Source organism: Nocardia sp. NRRL S-836, from assembly GCF_001279525.1.
Lineage (GTDB): Bacteria > Actinomycetota > Actinomycetes > Mycobacteriales > Pseudonocardiaceae > Lentzea.
This window is the reverse complement of record NZ_LGDY01000135.1, coordinates 1-14805: the sequence shown is the minus strand read 5'-3', so window position 1 is coordinate 14805 and position 14805 is coordinate 1. Positions and strand designations below refer to the sequence as shown.

Genomic DNA, 14805 nt, shown 5'->3' with positions numbered 1-14805 from the left:
CCGGCGCACCGCAGCCAACGCCCACACCCCCGTCAGCGCCCGCCGATGCCGCCTCTCACACCGCGTCCGACCGCAGGAACGGCCCAACCCGCTTCCGAGCCAGCACCACGCAAACCGCGAACGTGATCACAGCCCCCGCCACCGCCTGCGGCACGGTGTAGGCCCGCCCGTCGAAAGCCGACCCGGTCGGCGGCAGGATCACCGCGATCACCGCGCTGGTGACCATCGCGAACGCCCGGAACCGCGGCCCGATCACCGCCGTCGCCATCGGCAGCACCGCCCACAGCACGTACCACGGCTGCAGCACCGGCCCGAGCACCAGGATCGCGCCGAGCGCCGCGCCCAGGGCGTTCATCGCCTTCAGCCGGCCCTTGAACGTCCGCCACAGCAACCCGACCGTGATCACGATCGACACGCCCTGGCTGAGCAGGCGGGCGAGCGCGATCATCGAGTCGGTGTGGTTGCCGAGGCTCAGCAGGATGCCGAGGCCGCCGCCCATGAAGCCCAGCGCCGTCGGTGGCGACATCCACGACTTCACGACCGAGGCGACGTTCAGCGTCTCGATCCAGCCGAAGCCGAAGCCGGTGCCCAGGCAGATCACGACCACGCCGACGCCGGCGATCGCGGCCATGACCGCGGCCACCAGCAGCAGGTGCTTGATCCGGCCGCCGAGCTTGCGGGCCACCAGGACGCCGACGAAGCCGAGCGCGGCCATCGCGGGGATCTTCACCATGGCCGCGCACACGATCGTGGCGGCGCCGAACGTGATCCACCACCACCGCAGCGGTTCCAGGCCGCGCAGGGCGAGCTCGATGCCGACGAGCATCAGGCCCAGCGCCAGGCCGTCGTTGTGCACGCCGATCACGATGTGGAACAGCACCAGCGGGTTGAGCGCGCCCAGCCACAGCGCCCCGACGGGTGACACGCCGAAGCGGGCCGCGAGGCGCGGCAGTGCCCACACGATCATCGCCAGGCCGCACAGCACCAGCAGCCGGTGCACGAACACGCCCGACACGACGTGGTCGCCGGTGATCATCGCCAGCACCCGGCCGACCGCGAGGAACAGCGGGCCGTACGGGGCGGGGGTCTCGCGCCAGATGTTCGGCACACCGCGGGTCAGCACGTGGTCGACGCCCAGCGCCGAGGCCGGGCCGAGCTCGTACGGGTCGAGGCCGCGGGCCGCGATCTCGCATTGCGCCAGGTAGGAGTACACATCGCGGGAGAACATCGGCACGCAGAAGACCAGCGGGACGGTCCACATCAGCAGCGTGCGGTCCATCTGGCTGCGCGACACGATCCGCACCCGGCCCGGCCGCACGAAGCGCCCGAGCGCCAGCCAGGCCGACACGATCATGAAGATGCCGGTCCAGACGACGCCCATCGCGACCGAGGGCATCCGCGAGAACAGGCCGAGCACGGGCACGCCGTAGAGCGGCGAGTAGATGGGCGCGGCGCCACCGCCCAGGGACCCGACGGTCAGCAGCAGCGCGCCGATGGTGCCCCAGCGACGGACGATGTCCAGCTGGCGACGCTCTCGACCGTTCAAGAGGTCGCTCTCCGGAGTCACGGCTCCGCCGGAAGTGGGCATGCCAGCAGCGTATCCAGCCCCACTCCGCCGTGAGTCAGGTCACCCTGTGACCGCGATCTTTGCGACCTCCGGCGAAATACGCAACACTGGTGTTGTGAAAAACGCCGAGAAGCACCTTGACGTCGTGCCGCAGCACGACGGCAGGACTCGGCGTGCCGTCGCCAGGCTCCTGCTGGAACAGGGCCCGGTCACCGCGGCCGCTGTGGCCGAGGAACTGGGCATCAGCCCCACGGCCGTGCGCCGTCACATCGACGCACTGCTCGCGGACGGCGAAGCGACGACGAGGGACGCCCCCCGCCAGACCCAGCGCGGTCGTGGCCGTCCCGCGAAGCTCTTCCTGCTGACCGACGCCGGGCGCGCCCGGTTCGGCCACGCCTACGACGACCTGGCGGTCGCCGCGATCCGGTTCCTCGCGCAGACAGGTGGCGAGGAAGCGGTCAGGGCGTTCGCACAGAGCCGGGTCGACGCGCTCGTGGACCGGCACCGCTCGACGATCGTGGCGCAGGCCACGCCCGCCGAACGGGCCAAGGCCCTCGCAGCGGCGCTGACCAGGGAGGGCTACGCTGCGGCAGTACGAAACGTGGGGGTTGGCGAGCAGCTGTGCCAGCACCACTGCCCGGTCGCCCACGTGGCTGCCGAGTTCCCCCAGCTGTGCGAGACCGAGACGGAGACGTTCGCGAACCTCCTCGGAACCCACGTGCAGCGCCTCGCGACGATCGCCCGCGGCCACGCCGTGTGCACGACGCACATCCCGAACATTTCACGGATCCCAGATGATGGAGGGGAGCCCGCATGACTGCCGCTGCCGAGCAGCGCACGCCCACCACGGTGCAGTCTCCGCTCACGCAGGAAGAGACCATCGCGTCTCTCGGCAACTACGAGTTCGGCTGGGCCGACTCGGACGTTGCCGGCGCGAGCGCCCGCCGAGGCCTCAGCGAGGACGTCGTCCGCGACATCTCGGCGAAGAAGGACGAGCCCGAGTGGATGCTCGAGTACCGGTTGAAGGCGCTCAAGCTCTTCGACCTCAAGCCGATGCCGAACTGGGGCGCCGACCTCTCTGGGATCGACTTCGACTCGATCAAGTACTTCGTGCGGTCCACGGAGAAGCAGGCCACCAGCTGGGAGGACCTGCCCGAGGAGATCAAGAACACCTACGACCGACTGGGCATCCCCGAGGCTGAGAAGCAGCGCCTCGTCGCCGGTGTCGCGGCTCAGTACGAGTCCGAGGTCGTCTACCACCAGATCCGCGAGGACCTGGAGCAGCAGGGTGTCCTCTTCCTCGACACCGACACGGCGCTCAAGGAGCAGCCGGAGCTCTTCAAGGAGTACTTCGGCTCCGTCATCCCGGCCGGTGACAACAAGTTCTCGGCGCTCAACGCCGCGACGTGGTCCGGTGGCTCGTTCATCTACGTGCCCAAGGGCGTGCACGTGGACATCCCGCTGCAGGCCTACTTCCGGATCAACACCGAGAACATGGGCCAGTTCGAGCGCACGCTGATCATCGTCGACGAGGGTGCCTACGTGCACTACGTCGAGGGCTGCACGGCGCCGATCTACTCCTCGGACTCGCTGCACTCGGCCGTGGTCGAGATCATCGTGAAGAAGGGCGGCCGCTGCCGCTACACGACGATCCAGAACTGGTCGAACAACGTCTACAACCTGGTCACCAAGCGCGCCAAGGCCGAAGAGGGCGCGACCATGGAGTGGGTCGACGGCAACATCGGCTCCAAGGTGACCATGAAGTACCCGGCCGTCTTCCTGATGGGCGAGCACGCCAAGGGCGAGGTCCTCTCGATCGCGTTCGCGGGCGAGGGCCAGCACCAGGACGCCGGCGCCAAGATGGTCCACATGGCACCGCACACCTCTTCGACGATCATCTCGAAGTCGGTGGCGCGTGGCGGTGGCCGCACGTCGTACCGCGGCCTGGTCCAGGTCAACAAGCGGGCGCACCACTCGAAGTCCACGGTGAAGTGCGACGCGCTGCTGGTCGACACCATCAGCCGGTCGGACACCTACCCGTACGTCGACGTCCGCGAGGACGACGTCGCGATGGGCCACGAGGCCACGGTCTCGAAGGTCTCCGAGGACCAGCTGTTCTACCTGATGTCGCGCGGCCTCAACGAGGACGAGGCCATGGCGATGATCGTGCGCGGGTTCGTCGAGCCCATCGCGCGCGAGCTCCCCATGGAGTACGCCCTCGAACTGAACCGCCTGATCGAACTGCAGATGGAAGGGGCCGTCGGCTGACATGGCCGCCCTGTCGACTCAACCTCACTCCCACGGTGCTGTCGTCCCGGTCGCCTCGCGCGCGGAGCACTTCACGTCCTTCGACGTGAACGCGTTCGAGGTGCCGGGCGGCCGTGAGGAGATCTGGCGCTTCACTCCTCTCAAGCGTCTTGCCGGTCTGCACTCCGGCGCTGCGGCGACAGGTTCCGCCGCCGTTGAGGTGAACGCCGCCGCCGGTGTCACCGTCGAGACGGTCGGTCGTGACGACGACCGCCTCGGCAAGGCCGGTGTCCCCGGTGACCGCGTCGCGGCGCAGGCGTACTCGTCGTTCGAGAACGCCACGGTCGTGACGCTGCCCGGCGACGCGAAGTCGGAGCCGACCACCGTCACGGTGACCGGCCCCGGCGCCGGTGCCGTCGCGTACGGCCACCTCCAGGTCAAGGCCTCGCAGTTCGCCGAGGGCACCGTGATCCTGGACTTCCGCGGTTCCGGCGCGTACGCGGACAACGTCGAGTTCCTCGTCGCGGACGGCGCGCACCTCACGGTGATCACCATCCACGACTGGGCCGACGACGCCGTGCACGTCTCGCAGCACCACCTCAAGCTCGGCCGCGACGCGACGCTGCGGCACACGGTCGTGACGCTGGGCGGCGACGTCGTCCGCGTCACCCCGGTCGTGCAGTACGCGGGCCGCGGCGGCGACGCCGAGCTGTTCGGCCTGTACTTCGCGGACGCCGGGCAGCACCAGGAGCACCGGCCGTTCATCGACCACGCGCAGCCCAACTGCCGCAGCAACGTCGTCTACAAGGGCGCGTTGCAGGGCGAGGGCGCGCACGCGGTGTGGATCGGCGACGTGCTGATCCGCGCGGCGGCCGAGGGCACCGAGACCTTCGAGCTGAACCGCAACCTGATCCTGACCGATGGTGCGCGTGCCGACTCGGTGCCGAACCTGGAGATCGAGACGGGCGAGATCGAGGGCGCGGGCCACGCCAGCGCCACCGGCCGGTTCGACGACGAGCAGCTGTTCTACCTGCAGGCGCGCGGCATCCCGGAGGAGCAGGCACGGCGTCTCGTCGTGCGCGGCTTCTTCCAGGAGCTGATCGCGAAGATCGCCGTCCCCGAGGTGCGCGAGCGCCTGGAGGCGGCCATCGAGGCAGAGCTCGAGGCGGTCGGCGCGTGATCAGGGTGTGTGCACTGTCCGATCTGGACGACCGCAAGCCGTTCGCAGCAGACGTCGACGGAACTGACGTCGTGCTGGTGCGCAACGGCGAGCGGGTGCACGCGCTCGCGGATCTGTGCTCGCACGCCGCGGTGTCGCTGAGCGAGGGCGAGGTCTCCCGCAAGGGGATCGAGTGCTGGCTGCACGGGTCGTGCTTCGACCTGCAGACCGGCAAGCCCTCCTCGCCGCCCGCCACCGAACCGGTCGACGTCTACGCCGTCGACATCCGTGACGGCGACGTGTTCGTCGACGTCACCGTCACCACGAACTGACTTCAGCTACACCACCAGGAGAACGGCAAGTCATGGCCACCCTTGAGATCAAGGACCTGCACGTCTCGGTCGTCAGCGAGGACGCTCCCAAGGAGATCCTCAAGGGCGTCGACCTGACGATCAAGGCCGGCGAGACGCACGCCATCATGGGCCCCAACGGCTCCGGCAAGTCCACGCTGTCCTACGCGATCGCCGGGCACCCGAAGTACACGATCACCTCGGGCACCGTCACCCTCGACGGTGAGGACGTCCTGGAGATGTCCGTCGACGAGCGCGCCCGCGCGGGCCTGTTCCTCGCGATGCAGTACCCGGTCGAGGTGCCCGGCGTCTCGATGTCGAACTTCCTGCGCACCGCCGCCACCGCCGTGCGCGGCGAGGCCCCGAACCTCCGCCACTGGGTGAAGGAGGTCAAGGGCGCGATGGCCGACCTCGACATCGACCCGGCGTTCGCCGAGCGCTCGGTGAACGAGGGCTTCTCCGGCGGTGAGAAGAAGCGCCACGAGATCCTGCAGCTGGGCCTGCTCCAGCCGAAGATCGCGATCCTCGACGAGACCGACTCCGGCCTCGACGTCGACGCGCTGCGCGTCGTGTCCGAGGGCGTCAACCGGTACAAGGCCGGCGGTGAGGTCGGCGTCATGCTGATCACGCACTACACCCGGATCCTCAAGTACATCCAGCCGGACTTCGTCCACGTCTTCGCCGGTGGCCGCATCGTCGAGTCCGGTGGCCGCGAGCTCGCCGACGTCCTCGAGGCCGAGGGTTACGTGAAGTACACCGGTTCCAAGGAAGCAGCGACCCTTTCCTGACGTTGTAGCGGTTGAGAGGAGGCGCTGTGACCACCACCGCAGCACCATTGGATGTCACCGCCCTCAGGGCGGACTTCCCCATCCTGTCTCGCACCGTTCGTGACGGGAAGCGCCTGGTCTACCTGGACTCCGGCGCCACCTCGCAACGCCCGACGCAGGTGCTGGACGCCGAACGGGCGTTCCTGGAACAGCACAACGCCGCTGTCCACAGGGGCGCCCACCAGCTCGCCGAGGAAGCGACCGACGCCTACGAGGGTGCGCGCCAGCGCATCGCGGACTTCGTCGGTGCCTCGTTCGACGAGCTGGTGTTCACCAAGAACGCCACCGAGGGCTTCAACCTCGTGGCGTACGCGATGGGCAACGCCGCCACCTCGGGTCCCGAGGCCGAGCGGTTCGTGCTGAACCCCGGTGACGAGATCGTCGTGACCGAGATGGAGCACCACGCGAACCTCGTGCCGTGGCAGCAGGTCGCCCAGCGCACCGGCGCCGTGCTGAAGTGGTTCACGATGGCCCAGGACGGTCGGCTCGACCTGTCCGACGTGGACAGCGTGATCACACCGCGCACCAAGGTCGTCGCGTTCACGCACCAGTCGAACGTGACCGGTGTGATCAACCCGGTCGACGTGCTGGTCGCGGCCGCCCGCAAGGTCGGTGCGCTGACCGTGCTGGACGCCTGCCAGTCCGTTCCGCACGGACCGGTCGACCTCCACGCGCTCGACGTCGACTTCGCGGCGTTCTCCGGCCACAAGATGCTCGGCCCGTCCGGCATCGGTGTCCTCTACGGACGCCGTGAGCTGCTGGCGGCGTTGCCCCCGTTCATCACCGGTGGCTCGATGATCGAGCTGGTGAGGATGGAGGGCTCGACCTTCGCGCCGCCGCCGCAGCGCTTCGAGGCCGGCTCGCCGATGACCTCGCAGGCCGTCGGGCTCGGTGCCGCCGTCGACTACCTCAACGTCGTCGGCATGGAACGCGTCCACGCCCACGAGCACGCGCTGACCGTGGCCGCGCTCGAAGGCCTCGGCGCGATCCCGGGTGTCCGCCTGCTCGGACCGCAGGACGCGGTCGACCGCGGCGGCGCCGTGCCGTTCGAGATCGAGGGCGTCCACCCGCACGACGCCGGGCAGGTGCTCGACAGCCTGGGCATCGCCGTGCGCGTCGGCCACCACTGCGCGTGGCCGCTGCACCGCTGCCTGAACGCCCAGTCGTCCGTGCGCGCGTCGTTCTACCTGTACAACACGCTGGACGAGGTCGACGCGCTGGTCGACGGCGTCCGCGAGGCGCAGAAGTTCTTCGGGGTGGCGTGAGATGCAGCTCCAGCAGATGTACCAGGAGATCATCCTGGACCACTACAAGAACCCGCACGGCCGAGGCCTGCGCGACCCGTACGACGCCGAGTCGTTCCAGGTCAACCCGACCTGCGGCGACGAGGTGACGCTGCGGGTGCACGTGGTCGACGACGTCGTGCGGGACGTGTCCTACGACGGTCAGGGCTGCTCGATCAGCCAGGCGTCGACGTCGGTGTTGACCGATCTCGTCGTGGGTAAGCCGGTGGGTGAGGCGTTCGAGAAGATGGACGCGTTCGTCGAGCTCATGCAGGGCCGCGGCAAGGTCGAGCCCGACGAGGACGTCCTGGAGGACGGCATCGCCTTCGCCGGTGTCGCGAAGTACCCGGCGCGCGTGAAGTGCGCGCTGCTGGGCTGGATGGCGTTCAAGGACGCAGTCGCACGAAGCCAGGGAGCAGCATGAGCACGGAAGAGCAGGTCGTCCGCGGGGCCGAGGGCATGCCTGTCTTCGAGCCCAAGGCCGACGTCGCAGCACTGGACGACGTCGAGGAGGCGATGCGCGACGTCGTCGACCCGGAGCTCGGCATCAACGTCGTCGACCTGGGTCTCGTCTACGACATCCACGTCGACGCCGACAACGTCGCCACCATCGACATGACGCTCACGTCGGCGGCCTGCCCGCTGACCGACGTCATCGAGGACCAGACCCGCGCCGCGCTGACCGGTGGCGGCGGCGGTGGCCTCGTGTCGGACTTCCGCATCAACTGGGTGTGGATGCCGCCGTGGGGCCCGGAGAAGATCACCGACGACGGCCGCGAGCAGCTGCGGGCGTTGGGCTTCACCGTCTGAGTTCCACTTTCTCGCAACGGCGCGCATCCACCGGGTGCGCGCCGTTTCCTTTGGTGCGATAAATGCGTTGCACTGCCCTCGCGCCGTCACTTACCTTGATCCCGACACGAACAGAGAACAACCGGAGGAAGACATGATTGCCAGCTTCGAGCTCGCGGGGTGGCGGATTCTCGCCGCGATCGCCGGCGGTCTCCTGGCGCTGGCGTGGGGCTCCACGCCATGACCTGACACACCAGGTCATGACCTCGGAGCCGCCCACGGGAAACCATGGGCGGTTTTCTTTTCGCTCCCATTCCCGCCGACGAGCTTCGGAAGCGGAACTGCCTCCAAAACAGTTTCCCGAGGGTTCGACTCCTTCCGTCGGTGCCGCACAACTGAACACAAGGCCCGTCCAGGTTCGATTCCTGTTGCGGGCCATCCCGTCCCGTAGCTCAGTCCGGTGAGAGCGTCCGTCTGATACGCGGTAGGTCCCAGGTTCAAGTCCTGGCGGGACGACCAACCCTCCCCGAGCGGCCCGCCGGATCCCCGGCGGGCCGCTCACCCGCGCGTACAACGGAGGCGTGAACCACAGCAGAGCACTGGCTGCGGCAGGCGCGTTGTTCTTCGACGACCGTGGCCGCGTCCTCCTCGTCGAACCCACCTACAAACCCCACTGGGACATCCCCGGCGGGGTGGTCGAGGCGGGGGAGACGCCGGCCGAGGCCTGCCGCCGCGAGGTCGAGGAGGAACTGGGCCTGCGCCGCGAACCCGGCCGCCTGCTCGTCGTGGACTGGGCGCCGGCCGGCACCGACGAACGCTTCCTGTTCGTGTTCGACGGCGGTCTGCTCACCGACCCGTCGGCCATCCGGCTGCAGGCAGAGGAGCTGGGCGCGTTCGAGTTCGTGCCGCCCCACCTGGCCGCCGACCGCCTGAACGCCAGGCTCGCCCGCCGCCTCACCGCCGCACTGCGCGCCAGGGAGTCCGGCGAGACCCACTACCTCGAACACGGCGTCACCCGGCCGTGGCCGGATCCACCACGGCCGGGTGGACCTGCGAGCGACCTCGGCGCCGACCCTGGCGAGCGGCCCTAGAGTTCGACTCCCGTTGCGGCGCCGCGAGGACGCCGCCGACCCACGCGGTGGTGGCCACTTGCCGGCGTTGACCCAGCTGCACCGCCTGGAACCCCGCCACGGCGCCCACTACGCGTGCTGCGCCGCGTGGGGTGCCTGCTACGCGACGGGGTTCGACCTCGCCGTGGTGGTCGCCGTGCTCGCGAACCTCGTCGCGATCGTCTCCGGCAACCCGCTCGCCGCCCTCACCCGCGGCGATCTCGCCGACGCCGTGCGGGAGGTGGGCCGTGACCGGGTGGCGGCGCTGGCGTTCGTCGAGATGCTCGTCGCCCAGACGCTGGCGATCGCCGTCTCGTGGCGGGTCGCGCTCGGCGTGGGACTGATCCTCCTGCTGCACCTCGTGCTGCACCTCGAACCGGTCAGGCTGGCACGACGGGGGTGCGCCGGCCCGGTGGCGCTCGTGACGGCGACGGTCCTGCTGCCGAGCGTCACCGCCTACTCGGCGGCCGGAGGGCAGGCCGACCCGGCGGTGTGGCTCGTGTTCTCCGGCGCGGCCGCACTCGCGACCGGCCGCACGTTGTCCTGGCCGGACCACGACCGCCCGGCCGCCCGTCCCACCACCGTGCTCACCTGCACCGCGGTCAGCACCGCCACCCAGGTCACCGCCGGTGGCCTGCTGATGATCGGCGCGGGCCTGTGGCTGCGCTCCGGGTGGTTCTGGGCGGCCGCCGGTGTCGCCGCGTGCTCGGCGTTGCTGCTCGCACCCGGCCTTCGCCGGTTCGACCGGGTCCTGACGACGGTCGTGCTGGCCATGATCGGGTCGCTCGCCTGACCCTCAGACCGGCGCGGTCTGCGCCACCAGGAACGCCACCACGTCGTCCAGCCGCCCCCTGCGCGCCAACGCCCGCCGCTGCCGCACCGCACCCGTCCCGTCGATCAGCAACCGGTCGATGCCGTCGCTGACCATCTCGTAGTCACCCGCGAACTCCAGCGCGGGGCGGACCTGGCGCACCAGCGACGCGGTGATCGAGGACGCCGGCGCCGGCGCACCCGTCACCGGGTCGATCCCGAACCCCTCCAGGCCGTCGCGGGCCGCACGCCACAACGCCACCTTCAGCAGGTGCGGCGGCAGGTACGTGGGCGCGGCACCGGAACCCAGTGCGGTGACGGCGATCGCACGCACCAGGGCAGCCATCAGCACGGCCTCCTCGACGGTCGGCGCCACGTCGCTCACCCGCAGCTCCAGCGTCGGGTGCCGGGCCGACAACCGCACGTCCCAGTACAGCATCCCGGCGTCCAGCGCCGCGCCGCTCGCGATGATCTCGTCCCGTGCCGCGAAGTACTCCGCCGCCGACTCGAAGTGCGGCGGCGCACCCGAGGTGGGCCAGCGGTTCCACACCACGTACCGCCAGCTCGCGTAGGCGGTGTCGTTGTCCAGCCAGTAGGGCGAGTTCGCGCCCAGCGCGAGCAACGTCGGCAGCCACGGCCGCAGGTGGTTGCTCACGAACACCTTCGACTCGTCGTCGGGCAGCCCGATGTGCACGTGCATGCCGCAGATCGCGAGGTCGTTGGTCAGCGCGCCCATCTCCTGCGCCATCCGGTGGTAGCGCGCGGCGTTCGTCAACGGCGTCGGCATCGTCAGGCCCAGCACCGGTGTTCCGGTCGCGGCGAGCCGGGCGTCGTGGCGCGCGGCCCGTTCGATCAACGCCCGGCGCGCCACCGTGAGCTCCTCGCGCAGCACCGCCATGTCCGTGCAGATGCCCGTGGCCGATTCCACCTGGTACTGCGCGATCTCCGGCTGCAGGTCGACCTGCTGGCGGTCCACGCCGCTCAGCACCTTGTCGGCGCGGTTGGCCAGATGCCCGGTCGACGCCTCGACGAGCACGAACTCCTCTTCCACCCCAACGGTGAGAAGACCGTCGACGGCCGTGCGTTGCGCTGGTACCGATTGCGTTCTGCTGCCGACCTGCACGACGAACCTCCGATGCGCTGAGTAGCGACCCCGATGCTATGAGTGATCAGGGCGTCGCACAGGAGGCGTTCGGTTGTACTTGTCAACTCACCGCGCGTTGCGCAACACCGCGCAGCACGTCACGTCGTTCCGTCCCCGGCCGGCCCATCACCCAGCTCGACCCGGCGAGCGACTTCGCGTGCTCCTTGACCGGTGCCAGCAACCGCGACACCTCGCGATAGGACGCCACTGACCCCGCGGCACAGATAAGGGTCGCAAGAGAGAGGGTGATGTGTCGTCCTTCGGCCGTGTACGACTTGTCCAGCAACCGGGCGGACAACGGCACCGTCTCGTCCAGCCCGGCCAGGATCAGGAAGTCGTCCCCGCCCACGTGCCCGACCTGCACGCCGGGGAACACGTGCGCGAGCTCGGCCAGGTCGTGCCCGATCTCGCGGATCAGGTCGTCGCCCGCCGCGAACCCGACCGAGTCGTTCACCGCCTTGAAGCTGTCCACGTCCAGCCACGACACCGCGAAGATCTCACCGATCTCGATGCGCCGGTCGACATCTCGCGCGATCGCGTCGCTGCCGGGCAGGCGGGTGAGCGGGCTCAGCGCCGCCGCCTGCTCCACCTTCAGCTCGGCCACGCCCCTGACCACGTCCGCGACCCGCACGACACCCATGCACCGCTCGTTGTGGTCGACCACGATCAGGTCGTCGTTCGTGCGCTCCCGGTTCGCGTGCGCCACGACGTCCAGCAGGTCCAGCGCCGACGAGTCGGTGCCGATGACGTGCGGCCTGTCCGCGAGCCTGGCCGCCTCACGCTTGGCGTGCAGCGCGTGCCCGTACGGACCGGTCACCGCCAGCAGGAACCGGTTGCGGTCCACCGACCACCTCGGGCGGCCCTCGTCGTCGACCAGCACCACACCCGTGACCGTCGGCTGCGTCGCCAGCACCTCGCGCACCTCCTCCGACGTCGCGTCCTCGGGCAACGTCGTGGCCGGGTGCAGGAAGTCCGTGACACGCGGACCGCTGCTGCGCCGGATCTCCCCGGTCTGCGTGACCGCCTCGGGCGCGATCCGGGCGTTCACGACCGGCCTGCGCTGCGGGGGAGCGAGCAGGTGCCCCTGCGCGTGCGCGACACCGAGCTTGCGGACGACCGTGAGCTGCTCCTCGGTCTCGATGCCCTCGGCCACGACCTGACCGCCGGTGTACTCGCCGAGGTGCACCAACGACCGCACCAGCGAACACCGCGCGGGATCCTCCGGAAGCGTCCGCACGATCTCGCGGTCGAGCTTCACGTAGTCCGGCGCCGCGCTCGTGAGCAGGCCCAGCGGCACGTCACCCTCGCCCACGCAGTCGAGCGCGATGCGGAAACCGTTGTCCCTGAGCGTCTTGAGCCCGCGGGCCAGCCGCACGCGGTTCGCCCGCGAGTACGGCTCACCGACCTCGATGACGACGCTGTCCGGACCACGGCCGGCTTCCCGCAGCGCGCCGTAGAGGGGCGAGAGGACCTCGGGCTGGTCCGCCACCGTGAGCGCGAGCAGGTTCACGTGCAGCGGCAGCAGCAGGTCGAAGTCGGCCGCCGCGCGGATGGCGCGACAGGCGAGTCCGACGTCGGCGTTGCTCAACAGTCGCGCTCGGAAAGCCGCCTGCAGCAGGTCCTGCACGGTGCCGTCATGGGGCCGCGCAAGCGCCTCCACAGCGACGACGCCGCCGGTGTTGAGGTTGAACAGCGGCTGGAAGGCGAACCTGACGTCATCCAGCAAAGCGGGCACATCTGCGATCGTGCCGGTGCGAATGACCGCCACCAAGGGGGTTCACCAGCTGTTCACGGAGTTGGCGACCCCACGCCACGGCACGGCTGCGCACCGTGACACGCCGTTCACGCTCGGAGCACCAGCTTCACCCTGAGCCTGGCCGGAGCGGCGCGGAACAGCGCCAGCATCGCCGCGGTGGTGCCGGCCAGGTCCTCGCGCCCGGACAGGTACGCGCGCTGCAGCTCCGGCGGGAGGCGGAAGAACACCTCGAAGAAGTCCCTGGTCTGCTCGGCGTCCATGCGCAGCAGCGACTCGAGGCCGAACCGGCGCAGGGCGTGCACCGCGCGGGCCTTGCGCGACCAGATGACCTGCCATGGGTCCTCGCCGGCCTTGATGGCGGCCGCGACCCGTGGGGCGAGCGCGAGAGAGGTGGCGACGCTGTAGCCGGTGGCGGGGTGGATGAAGCCCGCTGCCGCGCCGAAAGCGTTCTTCTGCCGTGGCGCGTCCAACGGGAAACGGACGCGCTCCTCTCTCACGCCGGGCAGTTGACGTGCGTCGAGTCGTTCGCGCAGTTCGGCCAGCGGCATGCCGGGGCGCCGTGCGAGGCAGGTCTCCTCCACGAGCACCTGGTTGCCGCCGAGGGGCACGGTGTAGAGGAACGTGTCGCCACCGCGCCAGTCCATCAGCGTGGCTTCGGTGCTGTCCGACTCGATGACGGTGCCCACCGCGGTCTGCTCCGCACGACCCTTGCGCGCGCCTGTGGCGTTGAAGGTGTGCCGGGCAGGCGCCGGGCGTTGGAGCACCGTGACCGTCTCGGGCAGCTCGTGCAGCCGGGCGTTGTCGAGCACCACGTAGGTGCGCTCGATCTCGTGCTCTTCACGCGCGTAGGCACGCACCCTCGTGCTCGTCGCCGCGACCGGCGTGCCGTGCGGGAGCTCGTCGGCCCACGCGCCGTAAGTCGCGGTCCACACGCGGTGCGGCTGCCTGTCGACGATGGCGGTGCTCAAGCCTTCCTGTGCACACGCGCGTGAGAGCGCACGTCCACCCGGGCCGCCGCCGATCACCAGCACGTCGTACATGGGTCCATGATTGACGTTGTGGCCAAGACGTACCGCAACACCCTCATCCGACGCGTCGGCAACATCGTCATCGGTGGCGCCGTGAAGCTCGGCGTGGCTCCCTCCTACTACGTGCTGCTCACCATTCTTGGGCGTCGCAGTGGTGTGGAACGGACGATCCCCATCCGGCTCATGAAGCACGAGGGTCAGGAGTGGTTCGTCGCGCCGTACGGCCCGCGCGACTGGGTGCTCAACGCACGCGCCGCAGGCGTGGCCGTCGTGCGAAGGGGACGCAGGTCACGTCAAGTGCGTTTGGTGGAGGTTTCCGCGCCCGTCGCGGCGCCCGTGCTGGCCGCGTACGCCCGAAAGGAGCCGGTGACGAGGCCTTTCTTCGACGCACGCGTCGGCGACCCGGTCTCGGCGTTCGAGGCCGAGGCCGCGCGCCATCCGGTGTTCCGGGTGGAGAACTAGCAGGTCAGAGGCGGTGTCCGGGCTTGGGGGACCCCCCGATTTGGAGATCGAAACGGGCCTGTGTAATGTTCTCCATGTCAGAGCGAAGCGGGCCGGAAATCACAACCGGAACGGGCCTGGCAAAAGCCGGATAAGAAGGGCCTCTGAGAGGCCGATTTGACACCGGCGAGCAGGGCCAAATAAGCTTCAGCAACACAAGCCCCGAGTGAGATTCTCCGGAAACGGAGACTGGATCCGGTGAGCGCGTGTTCTTTGAGAACTCAACAGCGTGCCG

General features: G+C 69.6%; 15 protein-coding genes and 1 tRNA gene. 12 read left to right on the top strand and 4 right to left on the bottom strand.

The annotated features are described in order from the left end of the window. Window positions 1-55 precede the first annotated feature (55 nt). Entirely contained in the window at window positions 56-1588 is a 1533-nt protein-coding gene (mptB, locus tag ADL03_RS37075) for a polyprenol phosphomannose-dependent alpha 1,6 mannosyltransferase MptB (protein ID WP_053738296.1), read from the bottom strand. Between the two features lie 94 nt (window positions 1589-1682). Between mptB and ADL03_RS37070 the strand changes: the two genes are divergently transcribed. From ADL03_RS37070 to ADL03_RS37020, 11 genes are all read left to right on the top strand, one after another. Further along, window positions 1683-2384, top strand: coding sequence for a metalloregulator ArsR/SmtB family transcription factor (locus ADL03_RS37070; protein ID WP_231642768.1), 702 nt, complete (start codon window positions 1683-1685; stop codon window positions 2382-2384). Then, window positions 2381-3835 (top strand): Fe-S cluster assembly protein SufB, encoded by a 1455-nt coding sequence (gene sufB / locus ADL03_RS37065; protein WP_053738295.1) that lies wholly within the window; start codon window positions 2381-2383, stop codon window positions 3833-3835. Before ADL03_RS37070 ends, sufB begins: the two co-directional genes overlap by 4 nt. Before the next feature lies 1 nt (window position 3836). Then, window positions 3837-4994, top strand: a complete 1158-nt coding sequence (gene sufD, locus ADL03_RS37060) for a Fe-S cluster assembly protein SufD (RefSeq protein WP_053738294.1) — start codon at window positions 3837-3839, stop codon at window positions 4992-4994. After that, window positions 4991-5305, top strand: coding sequence for a non-heme iron oxygenase ferredoxin subunit (locus ADL03_RS37055; protein ID WP_053738293.1), 315 nt, complete (start codon window positions 4991-4993; stop codon window positions 5303-5305). The genes sufD and ADL03_RS37055 overlap by 4 nt, the downstream gene beginning before the upstream one ends. Before the next feature lie 32 nt (window positions 5306-5337). Further along, window positions 5338-6111, top strand: coding sequence for a Fe-S cluster assembly ATPase SufC (gene sufC / locus ADL03_RS37050; RefSeq protein WP_053738292.1), 774 nt, complete (start codon window positions 5338-5340; stop codon window positions 6109-6111). 26 nt (window positions 6112-6137) lie between these two features. Then, entirely contained in the window at window positions 6138-7415 is a 1278-nt protein-coding gene (locus ADL03_RS37045) for a cysteine desulfurase (RefSeq protein ID WP_053738291.1), read from the top strand. A 1-nt stretch (window position 7416) separates the two neighbouring features. After that, entirely contained in the window at window positions 7417-7857 is a 441-nt protein-coding gene (gene sufU, locus ADL03_RS37040) for a Fe-S cluster assembly sulfur transfer protein SufU (RefSeq protein WP_053738290.1), read from the top strand. A gap of 35 nt (window positions 7858-7892) precedes the next feature. Continuing rightward, window positions 7893-8243 carry a metal-sulfur cluster assembly factor gene (locus ADL03_RS37035; RefSeq protein ID WP_231642772.1) on the top strand — a complete coding sequence of 117 codons (351 nt, stop codon included), beginning with the start codon at window positions 7893-7895 and terminating at the stop codon, window positions 8241-8243. A 420-nt stretch (window positions 8244-8663) separates the two neighbouring features. After that, window positions 8664-8741, top strand: a tRNA-Ile gene (locus tag ADL03_RS37030). A 62-nt stretch (window positions 8742-8803) separates the two neighbouring features. Further along, on the top strand, window positions 8804-9313 hold the full coding sequence (locus ADL03_RS37025; protein WP_082373793.1) for an NUDIX hydrolase: 510 nt from the start codon (window positions 8804-8806) through the stop codon (window positions 9311-9313). A 58-nt stretch (window positions 9314-9371) separates the two neighbouring features. Beyond that, a complete protein-coding gene (locus ADL03_RS37020; RefSeq protein ID WP_157529627.1) occupies window positions 9372-10124 on the top strand; it encodes a hypothetical protein in 753 nt (250 codons plus the stop codon). Window positions 10125-10127: 3 nt separating this feature from the next. Here ADL03_RS37020 and ADL03_RS37015 read toward each other — a convergent pair whose 3' ends face one another. The 3 genes from ADL03_RS37015 to ADL03_RS37005 all read right to left on the bottom strand — a co-directional run bounded on the left by ADL03_RS37015 (window position 10128) and on the right by ADL03_RS37005 (window position 14081). After that, complete coding sequence (locus ADL03_RS37015; protein ID WP_197288979.1) at window positions 10128-11192, bottom strand: glutamate--cysteine ligase; 1065 nt, start codon at window positions 11190-11192, stop codon at window positions 10128-10130. Between the two features lie 154 nt (window positions 11193-11346). After that, window positions 11347-13020 carry a GGDEF domain-containing protein gene (locus ADL03_RS37010; protein WP_053738320.1) on the bottom strand — a complete coding sequence of 558 codons (1674 nt, stop codon included), beginning with the start codon at window positions 13018-13020 and terminating at the stop codon, window positions 11347-11349. 107 nt (window positions 13021-13127) lie between these two features. Next, window positions 13128-14081 carry a lycopene cyclase family protein gene (locus ADL03_RS37005; RefSeq protein WP_053738286.1) on the bottom strand — a complete coding sequence of 318 codons (954 nt, stop codon included), beginning with the start codon at window positions 14079-14081 and terminating at the stop codon, window positions 13128-13130. 6 nt (window positions 14082-14087) lie between these two features. Here ADL03_RS37005 and ADL03_RS37000 point away from each other — a divergent pair, with 6 nt between their 5' ends. Continuing rightward, window positions 14088-14531: a nitroreductase/quinone reductase family protein gene (locus ADL03_RS37000; protein WP_063798837.1), complete on the top strand. Its 444-nt coding sequence runs from the start codon at window positions 14088-14090 to the stop codon at window positions 14529-14531. Window positions 14532-14805: the final 274 nt, after the last annotated feature.

Bases quoted from the DNA above. Each gene is read 5' to 3' on its own strand.
- ADL03_RS37005 (WP_053738286.1), bottom strand. From the start codon at position 14,081: ATGTACGACGTGCTGGTGATCGGCGGCGGCCCGGGTGGACGTGCGCTC.
- ADL03_RS37035 (WP_231642772.1), top strand. From the start codon at position 7,893: ATGCCTGTCTTCGAGCCCAAGGCCGACGTCGCAGCACTGGACGACGTC.
- sufC (WP_053738292.1), top strand. From the start codon at position 5,338: ATGGCCACCCTTGAGATCAAGGACCTGCACGTCTCGGTCGTCAGCGAG.
- sufU (WP_053738290.1), top strand. From the start codon at position 7,417: ATGCAGCTCCAGCAGATGTACCAGGAGATCATCCTGGACCACTACAAG.
- ADL03_RS37000 (WP_063798837.1), top strand. From the start codon at position 14,088: ATGATTGACGTTGTGGCCAAGACGTACCGCAACACCCTCATCCGACGC.
- sufB (WP_053738295.1), top strand. From the start codon at position 2,381: ATGACTGCCGCTGCCGAGCAGCGCACGCCCACCACGGTGCAGTCTCCG.
- sufD (WP_053738294.1), top strand. From the start codon at position 3,837: ATGGCCGCCCTGTCGACTCAACCTCACTCCCACGGTGCTGTCGTCCCG.
- mptB (WP_053738296.1), bottom strand. From the start codon at position 1,588: ATGCCCACTTCCGGCGGAGCCGTGACTCCGGAGAGCGACCTCTTGAAC.